Source organism: Rhizobium sp. Pop5, from assembly GCF_024721175.1.
Lineage (GTDB): Bacteria > Pseudomonadota > Alphaproteobacteria > Rhizobiales > Rhizobiaceae > Rhizobium.
Window position 1 is genome coordinate 3,772,469 of sequence record NZ_CP099399.1, and the last position, 18,286, is coordinate 3,790,754.

The 18,286-nt window shown below is 61.5% G+C and carries 19 protein-coding genes and 1 pseudogene; 11 read left to right on the forward strand and 9 right to left on the reverse strand.

Annotated elements, in window-relative coordinates:
* Positions 1–117: 117 nt before the first annotated feature.
* Together NE852_RS20735 and NE852_RS20740 are read left to right on the forward strand one after the other, a co-directional pair.
* A complete protein-coding gene (locus tag NE852_RS20735; RefSeq protein ID WP_008528117.1) occupies positions 118–846 on the forward strand; it encodes a Bax inhibitor-1/YccA family protein in 729 nt (242 codons plus the stop codon).
* Between the two features lie 109 nt (positions 847–955).
* Positions 956–1,513, forward strand: a complete 558-nt coding sequence (locus NE852_RS20740; protein WP_008528120.1) for a GNAT family N-acetyltransferase — start codon at positions 956–958, stop codon at positions 1,511–1,513.
* 6 nt (positions 1,514–1,519) lie between these two features.
* Here the strand turns inward: NE852_RS20740 and NE852_RS20745 are convergent, their stop codons facing one another.
* The 3 genes from NE852_RS20745 to acnA form a co-directional block, all read right to left on the reverse strand.
* The gene (locus NE852_RS20745; protein WP_008528121.1) at positions 1,520–1,921 is read right to left on the reverse strand and encodes a DUF2794 domain-containing protein; all 402 of its coding nucleotides are present in this window, start codon (positions 1,919–1,921) and stop codon (positions 1,520–1,522) included.
* 306 nt (positions 1,922–2,227) lie between these two features.
* Positions 2,228–2,968, reverse strand: a complete 741-nt coding sequence (locus NE852_RS20750; RefSeq protein WP_008528123.1) for a thioredoxin family protein — start codon at positions 2,966–2,968, stop codon at positions 2,228–2,230.
* Positions 2,969–3,202: 234 nt separating this feature from the next.
* Positions 3,203–5,893 carry an aconitate hydratase AcnA gene (gene acnA / locus NE852_RS20755; protein WP_008528124.1) on the reverse strand — a complete coding sequence of 897 codons (2,691 nt, stop codon included), beginning with the start codon at positions 5,891–5,893 and terminating at the stop codon, positions 3,203–3,205.
* 261 nt (positions 5,894–6,154) lie between these two features.
* On the opposite strand from acnA, the gene ccmA reads away from it, so the two are divergent.
* From ccmA to NE852_RS20780, 5 genes are all read left to right on the forward strand, one after another.
* A complete protein-coding gene (ccmA, locus tag NE852_RS20760) occupies positions 6,155–6,799 on the forward strand; it encodes a heme ABC exporter ATP-binding protein CcmA (RefSeq protein WP_008528126.1) in 645 nt (214 codons plus the stop codon).
* 238 nt (positions 6,800–7,037) lie between these two features.
* The gene (gene ccmB, locus NE852_RS20765; protein ID WP_008528128.1) at positions 7,038–7,697 is read left to right on the forward strand and encodes a heme exporter protein CcmB; all 660 of its coding nucleotides are present in this window, start codon (positions 7,038–7,040) and stop codon (positions 7,695–7,697) included.
* A gap of 48 nt (positions 7,698–7,745) precedes the next feature.
* Positions 7,746–8,507 (forward strand): heme ABC transporter permease, encoded by a 762-nt coding sequence (locus tag NE852_RS20770; protein ID WP_258156030.1) that lies wholly within the window; start codon positions 7,746–7,748, stop codon positions 8,505–8,507.
* Between the two features lie 3 nt (positions 8,508–8,510).
* On the forward strand, positions 8,511–8,678 hold the full coding sequence (ccmD, locus tag NE852_RS20775) for a heme exporter protein CcmD (protein WP_258156031.1): 168 nt from the start codon (positions 8,511–8,513) through the stop codon (positions 8,676–8,678).
* Positions 8,675–9,283, forward strand: coding sequence for a DsbE family thiol:disulfide interchange protein (locus tag NE852_RS20780; protein ID WP_008537114.1), 609 nt, complete (start codon positions 8,675–8,677; stop codon positions 9,281–9,283). Before ccmD ends, NE852_RS20780 begins: the two co-directional genes overlap by 4 nt.
* 191 nt (positions 9,284–9,474) lie before the next feature.
* Here the strand turns inward: NE852_RS20780 and NE852_RS20785 are convergent, their stop codons facing one another.
* The 6 genes and pseudogenes from NE852_RS20785 to NE852_RS20810 form a co-directional block, all read right to left on the reverse strand.
* Positions 9,475–10,062, reverse strand: a complete 588-nt coding sequence (locus NE852_RS20785) for a DUF2585 domain-containing protein (RefSeq protein ID WP_008528139.1) — start codon at positions 10,060–10,062, stop codon at positions 9,475–9,477.
* A complete protein-coding gene (locus NE852_RS20790) occupies positions 10,059–10,703 on the reverse strand; it encodes a septation protein A (RefSeq protein WP_008528141.1) in 645 nt (214 codons plus the stop codon). Before NE852_RS20790 ends, NE852_RS20785 begins: the two co-directional genes overlap by 4 nt.
* A gap of 74 nt (positions 10,704–10,777) precedes the next feature.
* Positions 10,778–12,332 (reverse strand): annotated as a pseudogene (ftsY, locus tag NE852_RS20795) (signal recognition particle-docking protein FtsY).
* Between the two features lie 16 nt (positions 12,333–12,348).
* Positions 12,349–13,620, reverse strand: a complete 1,272-nt coding sequence (gene mtaB / locus NE852_RS20800) for a tRNA (N(6)-L-threonylcarbamoyladenosine(37)-C(2))-methylthiotransferase MtaB (RefSeq protein ID WP_258156032.1) — start codon at positions 13,618–13,620, stop codon at positions 12,349–12,351.
* Positions 13,617–14,522 (reverse strand): diaminopimelate epimerase, encoded by a 906-nt coding sequence (gene dapF, locus NE852_RS20805; protein WP_008528145.1) that lies wholly within the window; start codon positions 14,520–14,522, stop codon positions 13,617–13,619. Before dapF ends, mtaB begins: the two co-directional genes overlap by 4 nt.
* A gap of 115 nt (positions 14,523–14,637) precedes the next feature.
* On the reverse strand, positions 14,638–14,862 hold the full coding sequence (locus NE852_RS20810) for a hypothetical protein (protein WP_205621947.1): 225 nt from the start codon (positions 14,860–14,862) through the stop codon (positions 14,638–14,640).
* 402 nt (positions 14,863–15,264) lie between these two features.
* On the opposite strand from NE852_RS20810, the gene ffh reads away from it, so the two are divergent.
* The 4 genes from ffh (at position 15,265) to rimM (ending at position 18,285) form a co-directional block, all read left to right on the forward strand.
* Entirely contained in the window at positions 15,265–16,848 is a 1,584-nt protein-coding gene (gene ffh / locus NE852_RS20815) for a signal recognition particle protein (protein ID WP_008528147.1), read from the forward strand.
* 16 nt (positions 16,849–16,864) lie between these two features.
* A complete protein-coding gene (locus tag NE852_RS20820) occupies positions 16,865–17,185 on the forward strand; it encodes a chorismate mutase (RefSeq protein WP_258156034.1) in 321 nt (106 codons plus the stop codon).
* 48 nt (positions 17,186–17,233) lie between these two features.
* Positions 17,234–17,602 carry a 30S ribosomal protein S16 gene (gene rpsP / locus NE852_RS20825; protein WP_008528150.1) on the forward strand — a complete coding sequence of 123 codons (369 nt, stop codon included), beginning with the start codon at positions 17,234–17,236 and terminating at the stop codon, positions 17,600–17,602.
* Between the two features lie 116 nt (positions 17,603–17,718).
* The gene (rimM, locus tag NE852_RS20830; RefSeq protein ID WP_037171820.1) at positions 17,719–18,285 is read left to right on the forward strand and encodes a ribosome maturation factor RimM; all 567 of its coding nucleotides are present in this window, start codon (positions 17,719–17,721) and stop codon (positions 18,283–18,285) included.
* Position 18,286 lies beyond the last annotated feature (1 nt).

Here is an 18,286-nt window from a genome sequence, read left to right on the forward strand (position 1 = left end):
CCCTTGTTTGCAATCGGCGAAAGCCTCATATTGTCGGCAGGCATGCTGGAGCTCCGCAGCGGCGCCCGGGTCGAGAACCCGACACCGTACTTCCATCGGAGCTTGTAAGAGGAAACTATGGCTGATCTTCGTAACTATCAAAGCCGCGCTCAGACCGGCGAGATGATTGATCAAGGCCTGCGCGCATATATGCTCAAGGTCTACAACCTGATGGCGCTGGGTCTGGCGATCACCGGTGTAGCCGCATATCTCACATTCAACTTCGCTGTTCAGGACAATCAGCTCACCCAGTTCGGCGAGCTTCTGTTCCGGTCGCAGTTGCGCTGGATCGTCATGCTTGCGCCCCTTGCGGTCGTCTTCTTCCTGAGCTTCCGCATCAGCCGCATGAGCGTATCCGCCGCCCAGACGACCTTCTGGATCTATGCCGCGCTGATGGGCCTGTCGCTCTCGTCGATTTTCCTGGTCTATACCGGTCAGAGTGTCGTCCAGACCTTCTTCGTGACTGCCGCCTCCTTCGGCGCGCTGTCGCTTTACGGCTACACGACGAAGCGCGACCTGTCGGGGATGGGTTCGTTCATGATCATGGGTCTGTTCGGCGTGATCATCGCTTCGATCGTCAACATCTTCCTGGCTTCATCGGCCCTGCACTTCGCGATCTCGGTAGCAGGCGTTCTGATCTTCGCAGCGCTGACCGCCTACGACACGCAGCGGATCAAGGAGCTCTATTATGAAGCCGATGACGTCGCTATGGCCGGCCGCAAGGCCATCATGGGTGCCCTGACGCTCTATCTCGACTTCATCAACCTCTTCATGTTCCTGCTGCAGTTCATGGGCAACCGCAGATAAGCAGGCACGCTTAAATCGAAAAGGCGGCTTCGGCCGCCTTTTTTATTGCGCGGATTTCGAAGGAATGGTTTTAGAAAAGCCTTCTCCTCCCGATGGATCAGCCGCCGAAATGTCCTTCCTCCTGCGCGACGCCACGCAAGCCGATATCCCCGCCATCACCGATATCTATCGTGAATCCGTCCTGAACGGCACGTCGAGCTACGAGATCACGCCGCCTTCGGAGGCGGAAATGATGCAGCGTTTTTTAGCGATCGTCGGCCAGCAATATCCCTATATCGCCGCAGCCGATACTGACGGAACCCTCCTCGGCTACGCCTATGCCTCGCCCTTCCGCACCCGTCCGGCCTATCGCTGGATGGTCGAGGATTCCATCTACCTAGCCCCCGAAGCACGTGGCAGGGGCATCGGCAAAGCATTGATGGCCGCGCTGATCGACCGCTGCACCGCCCTCGGTTTTCGTCAGATGGTGGCCGTTATCGGCGGCGCAAGCCCCGCCTCGATCGCGCTTCATCTCAAGGCAGGCTTTGTGGAGGTCGGCCTGATGAAGGGCACAGGCTATAAGCACGGCCGCTGGCTCGACACGATGCTCATGCAGCGCGCCCTCGGCGAGGGTATGGCGACGGACCCTGATCCGTCAGCCTATCCCGGCACGCTGTTTGCGGGCTGACAGGACCTATTTGTCCACCAGCTTGAGAACCTTGTCGAACACCTTGAGGACCTGGTTCAGCTCGTGCCCGCGCTTCAGGATCATGCCGTTGACGTTGATGACGGAATAGGCGCCCTGCTTGGCCGCGAGTTTCGGGTTCTTCTCGATACGAAAGAGCGGCATCTCGCCGGAGCGCTTGAAGACTGAGAAGACCGCCTTGTCCTTCAGGTGATCGATGGCATAGTCGCGCCACTCGCCCTCGCCAACCATGCGGCCGTAGATCCAGAGGATTGCGTCCAGCTCGCGCCGATGGAAGGTCACCGGAACCGGGTCCTTGCGTTGCTTGTATTCCCTGAGATCGACGACGACTGAGGAACTATTGTCGACGGAGCGGCTTTCGCCGTGTCGCAAATCCGGCTGATCTGTCATCAGTCTCCCAAGGCCTCCGCTTGTGACAGGAGAGTGACAGTGTGCCCGAGCCGCCATAAATTGCAAGAGCGCCGCCCGTCACATTCGGCCGCACCGCAGCCACGTGTTCAATGCGCTGGGGAGGAACGACGCTTTCTCCTCCCGTGCCGCATTTCAGTCAAAACAGCGCCTCATTTGCAGGAGAATTATGCATCCCGGTTTGGCGCCAGCGCGCCAAAGGGCCCGGCGGAGCGTATCGACCTTAACCCCAGCCCCGAATACGCTCGGCCGGGCCGCCCGGCATTTCATCCGTAACCGGATGAAATCTCATATATTTTTTCCAGCCATCACCACAGTCGCGCCGAGAATCGCCGCCGGATCGCCGTCTGCGGTCGCCGACTGAAGCAGAATCGCGCAGCCCTCGAGCTGCGGCCGCTGCAGGACGCTCGCCGGCAGCGTCAGATTGGTCGCCTTGCCGTCCCACATGCCGACCGTTTCGACATTCGTGACACTGTGCAGATAGGAAATCTTCTTACCGCTGTTTTCGCCCTTTTCGACATCGATCGTCTTTTCCTTGTCGAAATAGACCATCACGACATTGGCCTTGCCCTGCCCCGCGCCGATCTTGATCTCCAGCTCGTCGCCGCGCATCGATGCGCTGATGGGAATAGTCAGCCCGTTGCCTTCGCTGCTGTAGGTATCGATCTTGCTGTTGATCCCGCTGAGATCGGAGCCCGCCAGATGGCCGCGTCCGTTGACGATCGCCTGCGGCGTATAGACATTGCTGCGGCCCATCGTCCTGGCATAGCCGTACTGCCGCTCGGTATTTTCCTTGGAGCTCAGCGTATCGGCCCAGCCGAGATAATTCCAGTAATCGACATGATAGGCGAGCGCGATGACATCGCCCTGGCTCACTAGCTTGCGGAAGGCGGCGTCAGCCGGAGGACAGGAGGAGCAGCCCTGCGCCGTGAAGAGCTCGACGACACCTTTCGGCGTGCCGTCTTCGGCCTGCAGCGGGCCTGCGAGAACAATGCCGGCGATCAGCGGAATCACAAAACGGGGGGACATTCACCTGCACCTCTTTTTCAGCGCCGACAGCGTGTTTGAACCGGAGGCTCTGAGATATGAACGTACGAATAATCCTTCCGGGTCCAAACGAAAAGTCACGAACGGGTGAGACGTAGCCTGGCCGGAACCCGGGTAAAACAAATCATCGTGAACCCGGCCGAATACACTCGCCGCAAAGAAAAGCCGCCGGAAACTGCTTTCCGGCGGCCCATTATCAGTCACGTTTCTTAAAAATCAGGCAGCGAGATCGCGCAGAACCGTCTGCAGGATGCCGCCATTGTTGAGGTAGATCACCTCGTCGAGCGTATCGACACGCGACAGCAGCGGAACTTCCTTCACGGAGCCGTCGCCATAGGTGATCTTGGCGATCTTCCTCTCGCGCGGCTTGATCTTGTCGAGCCCCTCGATGGTAACGAGTTCGTCGCCCTTGAGGCCGAGGCTCTGCCAGGTCGTGCCCTCTTCGAAGACGAAGGGGATGACGCCCATGCCGACCAGGTTCGAGCGATGGATACGCTCGAAGGACTGGGCGATCACCGCCTTGACGCCGAGCAGGTTGGTGCCCTTGGCAGCCCAGTCGCGCGAAGAGCCGTTGCCATATTCGACACCGGCGAAGATGACGAGCGGCACGCTTTCGGCCTTGTACTGCATGGCGGCGTCGTAGATCGAGGTCTCTTCCTTCGACGGATAGTGAATGGTGTAGCCACCTTCCTTGCCGTTCGGGCCGAGCATATGGTTGCGGATGCGGATATTGGCGAATGTGCCGCGCATCATCACTTCATGATTGCCGCGGCGCGTGCCGTACTGGTTGAAGTCCGCAACGGCAACGTCGTGACCAATGAGGTAGGCGCCGGCGGGCGATGCCGCCTTGATCGAACCGGCCGGAGAAATATGGTCGGTGGTGATCTTGTCGCCGAACAGGCCGAGGACGCGAGCACCCTTGATGTCTGCAACGCCCGAGCCCTTCTTGCCCATGCCGACGAAATAGGGCGGGTTCTGGACGTAGGTCGACTGATCGTCCCAGGCATAGGTCTGACCGGCCGGAACATTGACCGCCTGCCAGTTCTCATCGCCTTTGAAGACGTCGGCATACTTGGTTTCGTAGAGCTCGCGGGTGACGTATTTCTGGATGAATTCCTGCACCTCGTGCGAGGTCGGCCAGATGTCCTTCAGGTAGACGGGGTTGCCGTTCTGATCTTCGCCGATCGGCTCCTTGGTCAGGTCCTTCTGCACCGTGCCGGCGAGCGCGTAGGCGACAACGAGCGGCGGCGAGGCAAGATAGTTCGCCTGGACGTCGGGAGAAATACGGCCTTCGAAGTTGCGGTTGCCCGAGAGCACGCCGGAAACGATGAGGCCCTTGTCGTTGATCGTCTTGGAGATCGGCGCCGGCAGCGGGCCGGAGTTGCCGATGCAGGTCGTGCAACCGAAGCCGACGAGGTTGAAGCCAAGCTTGTCGAGGTCGGCCTGGAGGCCTGATTTGGCGAGATATTCGCCGACCACCTGCGATCCCGGCGCCAGCGAGGTCTTGACCCACGGCTTGGTCTTTAGGCCCTTGGCGACGGCGTTGCGGGCGAGAAGGCCGGCAGCGATCAGAACCGAAGGGTTGGAGGTGTTGGTGCAGGAGGTGATGGCGGCAATCGCGACATCGCCATGGCCGAGATCGAAATCCGTGCCTTCGACCGCATAGCGGTTGGAAAGCTGGCCGGGCTTCTTGTAGTCGGCTTCCATCGAGCCGGCGAAGCCGGAAGCGATGTTTTCGAGTGCGATGCGGCCTTCCGGGCGCTTCGGGCCGGCCATCGACGGAACGACGTCGCCGAGGTCGAGTTCCAGCGTGTCGGTGAAAACGAGGTCCGAACCATCACCTTCGCGCCACATGCCCTGTGCCTTCGAATAGGCTTCGACGAGCGCGATCCGGTCATGCGTGCGGCCGGACATGGTGAGGTAGTTGATGGTTTCGCCGTCAACTGGGAAGAAGCCGCAGGTCGCGCCGTATTCCGGACCCATATTGCCGATCGTCGCGCGGTCGGCGAGCGGCATGTTGTCCATGCCCGGACCGAAGAATTCGACGAACTTGGAAACGACGCCCTTCTTGCGCAGCATCTGCACGACGGTCAGAACGAGATCGGTCGCGGTCACGCCTTCCTTCAGCTTGCCCGTCAGCTTGAAGCCGATGACTTCGGGCAGAAGCATCGAAACCGGCTGGCCGAGCATGGCGGCCTCAGCTTCGATACCGCCGACGCCCCAGCCGAGAACACCGAGGCCGTTGATCATGGTCGTGTGGCTGTCTGTGCCGACGCAGGTGTCCGGATAAGCGATCGTCTCGCCGTCCTCGTCCTTGGTCCAGACGGTCTGGCCGAGATATTCGAGGTTAACCTGGTGACAGATGCCGGTGCCGGGAGGCACGACGCGGAAATTCTTGAAAGCCTGCTGGCCCCACTTCAGGAAACGGTAGCGCTCGCCGTTGCGCTGATATTCGAGCTCGACGTTCTTGGCGAAAGCCTGCGGCGTGCCGAATTCATCGACGATGACGGAGTGGTCGATGACGAGGTCGACGGGAACGAGCGGGTTGATCTTCTCGGGATCGCCGCCGAGCGACACCATCGCGTCGCGCATCGCGGCAAGATCGACGACGGCAGGAACGCCGGTGAAGTCCTGCATCAGCACGCGCGCCGGGCGATAGGCGATTTCGTTTTCGACCGCACCCTTATTGTTCAGCCATTCCGCAACGGCCAGGATGTGCTCCTTGGTGACCGACTGTCCGTCTTCGAAGCGCAGCAGGTTTTCGAGCAGCACCTTCATCGAATAGGGAAGCTTCGATACGCCGGCCAGACCGTTTGCCTCAGCCTTGGGCAGGCTGTAATAGACATAGTCCTTCCCGTTCACGGAAAGCGTGGAACGACAATTGAAACTGTCAAGAGATTTAGACACGAGAGACCCCGTTCTGATAGCCAACACAGTCGTGCGAACGCCTATGCACTTAATGCACATCAGGATGCGGGTACGGCCATTTCCGCTGTCCGCACGTGGAGCAGACGCTCCAAGTTCGGCGCAAGGATGAAATTCACGCCGACCGCTGGCGTGGTTGCAGGTCTTATAGATAATTTCCTAAAAACTTGCCATACCCGAACACGGTCAAAATCCGAGATTTTTTGAGCCCTCCGGAAGCCGAAAAGAAGAAAGAGCCGACGCATGCATCTCACCGCCGAAAATCTGGCTGCAAGGCGCGGTGAGGATTTAATTTTCGCTAATATTTCCTTTCACTTGGCGGCCGGTGAAGCCCTTGTCCTCACGGGCAGAAATGGATCGGGAAAGTCCACCTTGCTGCGTGTCGTGGCCGGCCTCCTGAAGCAGGAAAAAGGCACTGTCATCTTACGCGAAGAAGGGAGCACGCAAGGCCGGCATCCCGGCGAGGTCAGCCACTACCTCGGCCATCGAAATGCGATGAAGAGTGAACTTACGGTTGTAGAGAATCTGGATTTTTGGCGATCCTTTCTCGGCAACCCGGACGCCGCGGGTCTTCCCATCGAGGACGCAGCCGAAGCCGTCGGCCTCTCGGGAATCACCCATCTTCCCTTCGGCTATCTCTCCGCCGGACAGCAGCGCCGCTTCGCCTTCGCCAAACTGCTGGTCGCCCACCGCCCCGTCTGGATCCTCGACGAACCCACAGCGGCACTGGATGCGAGCGCCGACCAGCTGCTTGCGGGATTGATCGAAACACACCTGGCAGAAGGCGGCATCGTGCTCGCGGCGACGCACCAGCCGCTGGAACTGGCGAATGTGCAGGAATTGAAGATGACGGGCTTTGCCGGCGTGGATCATGGGGTGTGGGGATGATGGTTTGCAGTGTCGCTACCCCCCTCTGCCCTGCCGGGCATCTCCCCCACAAGGGGGGAGATCGGCAAGATGCACCGGCTTTGCGAAATCTTGATCGTGCCCCGAGCGGCTGCAGCCATCTGCGGCGTTTGATTGGGGCAAGAGGGCGCCCCCAGCTGATCTCCCCCCTTGTGGGGGAGATGCCCGGCAGGGCAGAGGGGGGTGCCCCGTCCACCGCACATGCAGAGAGCCGCCCCGCATGACCGCCCTCTTTCTCCGCGACCTCAAACTCTCGATCCGTGCCGGCGGTGGCGCTCTGATCGGCGTATTGTTCTTCCTCACGATCGTTGCCGTTATCCCCTTCGGCGTCGGCCCCGATCTCAAACTGCTTTCGCGTATCGGCCCGGCCATCGTCTGGATCGGCGCGCTGCTCGCCGCCCTTCTTGGCCTCGACCGTCTGTTCCAGGCCGAGCGCGACGACGGCTCGCTCGACCTGATGCTGATGCAGGAAACGCCGCTGGTCCTCACCGTGCTCGTCAAATGCTTCGCTCACTGGACGGCCACCAGCCTGCCGCTGGTCATCGCCTCGCCGCTGCTCGGCCTGTTCATGAACATGGACGAGACGGCGATCGGCGCGACCATGCTGACGCTCTTCGTCGGCTCACCCGCCATCACCTTCATCGGCGCCGTCGGCGCTGCCGTCGCCGTAGCGCTTCCCCGCGGCGGCCTGCTGGTCTCGATCCTCGTGCTGCCGCTGACGATTCCCGTGCTGATCTTCGGCGTCAGCGCTACCTATGCCGCGGTCGAGGATCCCGCACCGTTCCTGCCGCCCTTCCTCATCCTCATCGCGCTCACGCTCTTCTTCGCAGTCATCGGCCCGGCGGCGGCCGCCCTTGCGCTGCGAAACACGGCGGATTGATGGGCCATTCGATTGCGGGAAAAGCCGGATCAAGGTAAGGAAGCGGACATGAGCGAAACGAACCTTGCCATCAGTAAATTCAGCGACCTCGCCAACCCGACGCGGTTTCTGGCGCTGGCGGCGCGCGTCATTCCCTGGATGGCCGGCGTCACCGCCCTCTGTTTTGCCATCGGCCTCTATCTGAGCTTCTCGACCGAAGGCGATTACCAGCAGGGCGAGACCGTGCGCATCATGTATATCCACGTGCCATCGGCCTGGCTTTCGATGATGTGCTACACGATCATGAGCGTCTCTGCGATCGGCACGTTGGTCTGGCGCCATCCGCTCGCCGATGTATCGGCCAAGGCCGCGGCCCCGCTCGGTGCCGCCTTTACCCTGCTAGCGCTCGTCACCGGCTCGCTCTGGGGCAAGCCGATGTGGGGCACCTGGTGGGTCTGGGATGCGCGCCTGACCTCCGTCTTCGTTCTCTTCCTGATGTATCTCGGCCTGATTGCGCTGACCCGCGCCATCGACGATCCATCGAAGGCCGCGCGCGTTTCCGCCGTGCTCATCCTCGTCGGTTTCGTCAACATCCCGATCATCAAGTTTTCGGTCGAGTGGTGGAACACGCTCCATCAATCGGCAAGCGTGCTGCGCCTCGATGGCCCGGCGATCGATCCGGAATTCCTGCGCCCGCTCTTCGTCATGGCGATCGCCTTCACCCTGCTCTTTTTCACGCTGCATATTATGGCGATGAGGAACGAGATCTGGCGTCGCCGCATCGCCGCGCAGCGTCGCCTCGCCGCCCGCACGGCGAGCCGGGAGGAATAGGCCGTGACGCATAGCTTTTATGTTTACGCATCTTATGGCTTCGCTGCCTTCGTGACTGCCGCGGTCATCCTATGGACCTGGGCTGACGGCCGTGCGCGCCGCAGGGAACTCGCGAGCCTAGAAGCCGCAGGCATCCGCCGCCGGTCGGCGCGCGCAAGGGATGGCGAATGAGCGAAACGTCAGAAACCGAGACCGCCAGGCCGCGTGGATTTGGCAGCTATGCGCTGGCGCTGCTGCCGCTCATCGTCTTCGGCGGCATCGCGGCGACGGCCGCAAAGATGCTCTACGACCAGGATTTTCACGGCAAGAACATCACTGAAATCCCCTCCGCCCTGATCGGCACCAAGGCGCCGGCGCTTGCCCTTCCGCCGCTCGACGGTGCGAACCTGCCGGCGCTGACCGATGCCGCGATCAAGGGCAAGCTCACCCTCGTCAACGTCTTCGCCTCCTGGTGCGTCCCCTGCCGCGACGAGCATCCTGTTTTGAAGGAACTCGCGAAGGACGGACGGCTGAACATCGTCGCCATCAACTACAAGGACCAGAACGAGAACGCGCTGCGTTTCCTCGGCGAACTCGGCAACCCGTACCACGCCATCGGCATCGATCCGAACGGCAAGGCGGCGATCGACTGGGGCGTCTACGGCATTCCGGAAAGCTACCTCGTCGCCCCCGACGGCACGATCCTCTACAAGCGCGTTGGCCCCTTCGACGATGCCAGCCTGAAGGAAGGGCTATACCCGGCGATGGAAAAGGCGCTGGGGAAGCCGGCCTCGTAAGAGCTTCTCCAAGAAAACCCCTCCCCAACCCCTCCCCACAAGGAGGAGGGACTAACTTGGCGCACTGTATGGTGCCAAGCAGCAACCTTTCTGCGGATGAATCGGTGAAGTGGAAAACGTCGGGCGCGGCACTCAAGCCCTCCCCCTTGTGGGGAGGGGGGTTGGGGAGGGGTCTTCTCGCCAAATGCGGATTAAACTCCGCCCTGCCAGACCTTGATCGCCTCAACCGGCCAGATCAGCATCAGCACGTTGAGCGTCAGATTATCGCGGATCATATAACCCGTGAAAATCTCGAAGAATATGGCGATCGCAACTGTCAGCGCCACCGGCGCGCGCGATGCGAAGAAAAAGCCGATGCACATGAAGACGGTGTCCATCGCCGAATTCAGGATGCTGTCGCCGTAATAGTCGAGCGCGATCGTCGCCGTGCGGTAGCGGTCGATGATGAGAGGGGAGTTTTCCAGCAGTTCCCAGCCGGACTCGATGACGAGCGCCAGGAGCAGACGCGCCATCAGCGGCTTGCGGCGCAGAAGCAGATGGCTGAGCCCATAGAAGAGGAAGCCGTGGTTGATGTGCGACGGCGTATACCAATCCGACAAATGCTGCGAATTGCCGCTGGTATTGACCCCGCCCTCCCACAGCTTGACATAGCCGCAGGCGCAGATCGGCAGGCGGCCCATCAGATATTCGGCGACGATCTGGACGATGAGAACCATAAGGCAGGCGACAAACCAGAAGGACTGGTGCCTTACCCGGTATTCGGCGTCCGCAGCGCTCACTTTTCGCCGTCCGTTTCCGGGTTGAGGCTATGCTTCAGCACCAGCGGCATCTGCGCCAGCGTGAAGATGATAGTGATCGGCATCGTGCCCCAGACCTTGAAGGCGACCCAGGTATCATCAGAGAAATTGCGCCAGACGACCTCGTTGAGCACCGCAAGGAAGAGGAAGAAGATGCCCCAGCGGATAGTGAGTTTGCGCCAGCCCTCGGCGTCGAGCTGGAAGGCGGCGTTGAAAACATAGCCGAGCAGCGACCGGCCGAAGGCGAGCCCCCCGAGCAGGGCGACCCCGAAGAGCGCGTTAACGATGGTCGGCTTCATCTTGATGAAGGTCTCGTTCTGCAGCCAGATCGACAGCGAGCCGAAGATGACGACGACGATGCCTGATACAAAGGGCATGATCGGCAGATGGCCGAGCACGATCTTTGAAACGATCAGCGAAATGACCGTCGCCCCCATGAAGAGCGCGGTTGCGACGAACAGGGGGCCGCCAAGCTCCGACAAAGCCGGAAACTTCTCGACCAGCCATTGGCCGCGCAGATTGGCAAAGAAGAAGATCAGCAGCGGCCCGAGTTCCAGCGCCAGTTTTAGCATCGGATGATGCCGGTCGGCCGCGCTCGGCGTGATATCGCTTTCGGTGCTCATGCTTTCTTCAAACCTGTCTTTCCTGGAACCTGCTTAGCCGTGCCCTGCACGCCTTCGGCGGCATATCTGTGACATCATTGCCCAAGACCGGCAATGGCATGGGCGAAATCCTCGGCCTCGAACGGCTCCAGATCGTCCACACCCTCGCCGATACCGATGAAATAGACCGGCAGCTTGTGCTTGGCGGAGATCGCAACGAGAATGCCGCCTCGCGCCGTGCCGTCGAGCTTGGTCATGATCAGTCCGTTGACGCCGGCGACATTGCGGAAGATCTCGACCTGGCTCAGCGCGTTCTGCCCGGTCGTCGCGTCGAGTGTCTGCAGCACGGTGTGCGGCGCGTCGGGATCGAGCTTGCCGAGCACGCGCACGATCTTCTCGAGTTCGGCCATCAACTCAGCCTTGTTCTGCAGGCGGCCGGCCGTATCGACGATCAGCACGTCGCATTTTTTTGCCTTCGCCTGTTCGAAAGCGTCATAAGCAAGGCCGGCGGCATCGGCACCGAGCTTGGTGCCGATGAATTCGGAATTGGTCCGCTCGGCCCAGATCTTCAGTTGCTCGATCGCCGCCGCGCGGAACGTATCGCCGGCGGCGAGCATCACCTTCAGCCCGGCGCCCGAGAGCTTCGCCGCAAGCTTGCCGATCGTCGTCGTCTTGCCTGTGCCATTGACGCCGACAACGAGGATGACATGCGGCTTGTGCGACAGGTCGAGCTGCAGCGGCTTGGCGACCGGCTTCAGAACCTTGGCGATCTCGGACGCCATGATCCGGCTGACATCCTCGCCGGTGACATCCTTGCCGTAGCGCTCCGAAGCGAGCGTGTCGGTGACGCGCAGCGCCGTCTCGACGCCGAGGTCGGCCTGGATCAGCAAATCTTCGAGATCCTGCAGCGTCTCGTCGTCGAGCTTGCGCTTGGTGAAGAGCGCGCTGATCTGGCTGGTGAGCTGCGAGGAGGTGCGCGCAAGACCGTTGCGCAGGCGCTGGAACCAGCTGAGCTTCGGCTGCGGCGCAACCGGCTCCGGTTCGAGTATCCTGGGACCGGTGGCGAAGCCTTTGGGCAGAGCCGGTTCAACGACAGGCGCCGATTCCATCGGCTCCGATGATGGCAAAGGAGTTTCGGCCGAGGTGTCGCCGTCCGCAGCCTCCCCCCTACCCTGCCGGGCATCCCCCCCACAGGTGGGGGGAAACTCGCGGCGATGTCTTGCGTCGCATCTACTGAATCCTGCGAGGCACCGGGGTGATCTTCGTCATCGATTGTCGGGCGATCGGCTTCCGCGCGCTTAGTCCCCCCACCTGTGGGGGGGATGCCCGGCAGGGCAGGGGGGTGCCTTCCTCCGCTTCCGCCTCGGCCTCCAGCAGCGACAACGGCACGACGCCCATGTCGCCCAGATGGTCGGCCGGCGGCAGCACTTCGGTTTCAGCCTCGGCAGGCTCCGGCTCTACTGACGCGTCATCAATATCCGCCGCCGGCCCGCCGGCCGTGTCCATTTCCTCGGGAAGAACAGGATCATCCGCAACCGGCAGATCCTCATCGCGCGAGCGCGGCTCGAGCTCCCTTTCCACGGCGTCACGCACGGGCTCCTCAGCCGGCTTGCCGAAGGTGAAGACCTTTTTGATGAAACTGAGCGCCATGGGGATTCCGTGAAAGTCAGGCCGCTGCGGCCGTCAATTGCATGTCGAGATGCTTGCCATTGTGGCCAGTGATCGTGGCCGGTACAAGTTCGCCGGGACGAAGGCCGGCGGCTGCGACCAGCGTGAAGTTTTCCGTATGCGCCAGGCCGTTGTTTTCGACAAGCAGCCACTGCCGGGTTCCGACCATGCCATCGAGATGGGATTGATGCAGCCTATGTCCAGTGGCGCGCAGCCGTGCGGCGCGATCCTTAACGAGCGACCGGTCGAGCTGCGGCATGCGGGCTGCCGGCGTGCCGGGACGCGGGCTGTAGGGGAAAACGTGCAGATGCGCGATGCCAGCCTCTTCAGCCAACCGTATTGTATTGGCGAACATCTCTTCGGTTTCTGTGGGGAAACCGGCGATCATATCGGCGCCGAAGCTCATTTCGGGACGAAGACGGCGCGCATCCTCGATGAAACGCAGCGCATCGGCGCGTGAGTGCCGGCGCTTCATTCGCTTCAGGATCATGTCGTCGCCATGCTGCAGCGACAGATGCAGATGCGGCATGAAGCGAGGCTCGTCGGCGATGAGGTCCATCAGATGGGCGTCGGCCTCGATGCTGTCGATCGAGGAAAGCCTGAGCCGCCGGATATCGGGGAGCTGCTTCAGCAGCGTCTTCGCCAGAAGTCCGAGCGTCGGCGCACCGGGCAGATCGGCGCCGTAGCTGGTGGCGTCGACCCCGGTCAGCACGATTTCGCGATAACCGCTGTCGACGAGCTTACGCGCCTGGTCGACCACGGCGCCCATCGGGACGGAGCGGGAGTTGCCGCGGCCATAGGGAATGATGCAGAAGGTGCAGCGGTGGTCACAGCCGTTCTGCACCTGGATGAAGGCGCGCACATGGCCGTCGATATGCCTGACCATCTGCGGCGCCGTCGCCTTGACACTCATGATATCGTTGACGCGGAGCTTCTCTTCGGCCGAAACGCCGAAATCCGGCAGGCTGCGATAGGAGGCGCTCGCGAGTTTCTCCTCATTGCCGAGCACCGCATCGACTTCGACCATTTCGGCAAAGGTTTCTTTTTCCGTCTGCGCGGCGCAGCCGGTGACGATGATGCGGGCATGCGGATTGTCGCGCCGCGCACGGCGGATCGCCTGGCGGGCCTGGCGCACGGCCTCGCCGGTAACGGCACAGGTGTTGACCAGAATGGCATTGTTGAGCCCGGCCTTCTCGGCCTGCGCCTTCATCACTTCGGATTCATATGTGTTGAGGCGGCAGCCGAAGGTAATGACCTCGATACCGCTCACTGCGCCCCGGCCTCCCGGCTATCGTCGCGCGACCAGAGACCAGTCGAAGGATCGACCCGGCCGGACCACTCCCATTCGGCTGGGCCGGTCATGATGACGTGATCGTCACGCTCGCGCCACTCGATGGAAAGCGTCGCCGGCGGCCTGGCGCTTGCAACGTTGATCGACACCTTGCGGCCGGTGCGCCCGGTGCGCGCCGCGCTGACGGCGGCAGAGCAGGCGGCCGAACCGCAAGCGAGCGTCAACCCGGCGCCGCGCTCCCAGGTGCGCGTCGTCACTGAAGTCGGCGATGTCACCTGCGCCAGTGTGATATTGGCGCGCTCGGGAAACATCGGATGGTTTTCCAGCAGCGGCCCGAAACGGGCGAGATCATAGGACATCACGTCCTTGTCCACCCAGAAGATCGCATGCGGATTGCCCATCGACATGGCGGAAGGCGAATGCAGCACCGGATCGTCGATCGGGCCGATCTGCAATTCGATGCGGCTCGTATCGTGGAATTCTTCCGCCAGCGGGATCTTGTTCCAATCGAAGACCGGGCGGCCCATATCGACGGAAATCGTCCCGTCCTCGTGCTCGACGGCGTTGAGGATGCCGGCGACCGTCTGAAAGGTGAAGGCCTTCTTGCCGGTTTCGGCCGCAAGCGCCTGCACGACGCAGCGCGTGCCGTTTCCACAGGCCTGCGCCTTCGAGCCGTCGGAATTCAGGATATCAATGAAGGCATCGGTGCCTTCGGCCTTCGGATCATGGATAGCCATGATCTGGTCGAACTCGGTATGGGGATCGGCATTGAGCGCGATCGCCGCCGCAGGCGTCACCTTGTCCGGCCGCCCGCGCATGTCGACGACCAGGATCTTGTTGCCAAGCCCGTTCATCCTTGCGAATTCGACCGTTGCGCTCATGGGTATCATTCCGTCCGTCTTTCCGCTGTATATGGCGGAAACGCGAAGGAATTACCAGTGGGTGGGCGCGGCGCAGGCATTGCAGCCGGCCGACCTCTTTAAGGCGGCCCGGATTTTACCGCTGCGCCCCATCGGCTTCAAAGGATGCCGCATGCGCTTCGACGATTGCCGCAGTAATGACCTTTCGAAGTTCGTAGACCAGCGAGCGGGACCGCTTGCGGTCCAGATCCTGTGCCGCCTTCGCAAGGTTCAGGCCTTCGTTCAGGACAATATGATGGGCCCGTGCCAGCGCCCAACTCTCAATATCGGGACTTATCATTCGATATCTCCGCCGGATCATCCGGCATCAAGGATATTTACGAATCATTTTACAGAACGCACTTAAGTAGAAAATAGAATCATAAGCGGAATATTTTGCAACTGGGCTGTATAGCGAATTTGGACTGTCGGCCGGAATTTTGACCGCGTGCCGCCATGCCGCACGGGTTGTGAAAAGCCCGCCACGCGGTCATTCCACGCATTCGCCTTGACTTTCCCCGCACTTTCCTGTTTATCGCGCCCAATCCGCGACGAGCCGCATGACTCCGAGCCGCCGACCGGGACATCGAGATCCCGGAGGTCAACACCCGACAGCGCGATGCGCCCTCGGGTGCTTTTTGGCTTTGCGTCTTGTTTTCGTCAAGGAAAAGCACGACGTTTCCGGGCATATCGAACCCGCCCGAAACGTATCAAGGAAGAGCCGATGTTTGAAAACCTCCAGGACCGTCTTGGATCCATTCTGAATGGACTGACAGGCCGTGGCGCGCTTTCGGAAGCCGATGTTTCCGCAGCGCTGCGCGAGGTTCGTCGTGCGTTGCTGGAAGCCGATGTCGCGCTCGACGTCGTGCGCTCCTTCACTGACCGAGTGCGTGAAAAGGCCGTCGGCGCCGAGATCCTGAAGTCGATCAAGCCCGGCCAGATGGTCGTCAAGATCGTCCACGACGAGTTGATCGAGATGCTGGGCGGCGAAGGTGTGGGCATCGATCTGCATGCGCCGGCCCCTGTGGTCGTCATGATGGTCGGTCTGCAGGGCTCCGGTAAGACGACGACCACGGCCAAGATCGCCAACCGGCTGACAACGCGCGAGAAGAAGAAGGTGCTGATGGCATCGCTCGACACGCGTCGTCCGGCCGCGCAGGAACAGCTTCGCCAGCTCGGCGCCCAGGCCAATATCGACACGCTTCCGATCATCGCAGGCCAGTCTCCGACCGATATCGCCTCCCGCGCCGTGCAGGCGGCAAAGCTCGGTGGCCACGACGTCGTTATCCTCGACACCGCCGGCCGCACCCATATCGACGAGCCCTTGATGGTCGAGATGGCCGACATCAAGAAGCGCTCGAACCCGCATGAAATCCTGCTGGTCGCCGATAGCTTGACCGGTCAGGACGCCGTCAATCTCGCCCGCAACTTCGACGAACGCGTCGGCATCACCGGTCTCGTGCTGACCCGCATGGACGGCGACGGCCGTGGTGGTGCTGCTCTTTCGATGCGCGCCGTCACCGGCAAGCCGATCAAGCTGATCGGTGTCGGCGAGAAGATGAGCGAGCTGGAGGAATTCCATCCCCGCCGCATCGCCGACCGCATCCTCGGCATGGGCGATATCGTCTCGCTCGTCGAGCGCGCGGCGGAGAACATCGACGCCGAGAAGGCGGCCGCCATGGCCGCCAAGATGGCCAAGGGCAAGTTCGACCTGAACGACCTCGCCGATCAGCTGCGCCAGATGCAGAAGATGGGCGGCATGGGCGGCATCATAGGCATGATGCCCGGCATGGCCGGTATGAAGGACAAGATGGCCGCTGCCGGCCTCGACGACAAGCTTTTCGGCCGCCAGATCGCCATCATCCAGTCGATGACCAAGGCCGAGCGCGCCAATCCCGACCTGCTCAAGCACTCACGCAAGAAGCGCATCGCCGCCGGGGCCGGCACGGATGCGGCCGCCATCAACAAGCTTCTGAAGATGCATCGGCAGATGGCCGACATGATGAAGATGATGGGTGGCAAAGGCAAAGGCGGCCTGATGAAGCAGATGATGGGCGGCCTCGCCGGCAAGATGGGGCTGGGGGGCCTCGGCGGCATGGGCGGCATGCCTGATCTCTCGAATATCGACCCGAAGCAGCTTGAAGCGCTGCAGAAGCAGGCGGAAGCCGCGGGTTTGGGAAAACCGGGTGGGGGTATGCCCGGTCTAGGCGGAGGCTTGCCGGGCGGATTGCCCGGTCTTGGCGGCGCGAAGCTGCCGGGCCTCGGTGGTGGTTTCCCGGGCCTGCCCGGATTGCCCAAGAAGAAGTGAAAGGATCGCCTGCCCCATGATTGATCCAGACGTCAAAGCACAGCTTTCGAGCTACCGCCAGTCGATCGACAATATCGATGCGGCGCTCGTCCACATTCTGGCCGAACGCTTCCGCTGCACCAAAGAGGTCGGCGTGCTGAAGGCTAAGTATAAGTTGCCGCCGGCCGATCCGGCGCGCGAGGAATACCAGATCGCTCGTCTTCGTCAGCTTGCCGAAGATGCGCATCTGGACCCGGATTTCGCCGAGAAGTTCCTGAACTTCGTCATCAAGGAAGTCATCCGGCATCATGAGCAGATCGCTGCGGACCACGCTGAACAGAACGCCGCAGCCCGATAACCCTACCGCCTTACGAAGCGGTCAAGAAAAGCCTAAGGAGTAAAGAACATGGCACTGAAAATTCGTCTCGCCCGCGGTGGCTCCAAGAAGCGCCCGTACTACCACGTCGTTCTCGCCGATGCGCGCAGCCCGCGTGACGGCCGTTTCCTCGAAAACCTCGGCTCCTGGAACCCGATGCTCGCCAAGGACGACGAGAAGCGCGTTCAGCTGAACGCCGAGCGTATCAAGCACTGGCTGGACAACGGCGCCCAGCCGACCGATCGCGTTCTGCGCTTCCTCGATGAAGCCGGCGTTGCCAAGCGCGAAGCCAAGAACAACCCGATCAAGGCAAAGCCGGGCAAGCGCGCTCAGGAACGCGCCGCCGAAAAGGCTCAGAAGGCCGCCGACGCCGCTGCTGCTACGGACGCAGCGGAATAATCGGGACATTCCCTCGATCGAACGGGCGGCATGGCGACATGCCGCCCGTTTTCGTTTCCAATCCTCCGCACTTCGTTTATGAGAATCCTGTCTCCCGGCTTCACATGAAGGACCCCATGACAAAGCTTGAAAACCCCGTTCTGATGGCGACGATCGGCGGCGCGCAGGGCCTGCGTGGTGAAGTGCGCGCCAAGGCCTATACGGCAGATCCGACCGCGCTCGGCGACTACGGCAAGCTGCACAGCATGGATGGACGCAGCTTCGAAGTCCTTGAGATCCGCGAGATGAAAAATATGGTCGTCGTCCGCTTCCGCGGCATCAACGACCGCAATGCCGCCGAAGCGCTGAATGGGCTGGAACTCTATATCGAGCGCGAGAACCTGCCGGACGAGGAATTGGAGGACGACGAGTTCTACTATGCCGATCTTGAAGGGCTGGAAGCGCGCGACGACAAGGGCGTCAGCTACGGTACGGTTACCGGCGTTTTCGATTTCGGCGCCGGCGATCTCCTGGAGCTCAAAGGCCCGGGCAAGCGCCCGGTGCTGATCCCCTTCTCGGAAGCCTCGGTGCTGGAGATCGACCTCGAAGCCGGCACGCTGCTGATCGACCCGCTTGCGGCGGGATTGGTCGATGATCCCGAGTCTCCAAAATTCACGCCGGACAAGGCGAAAAAGAAGAAGTGAC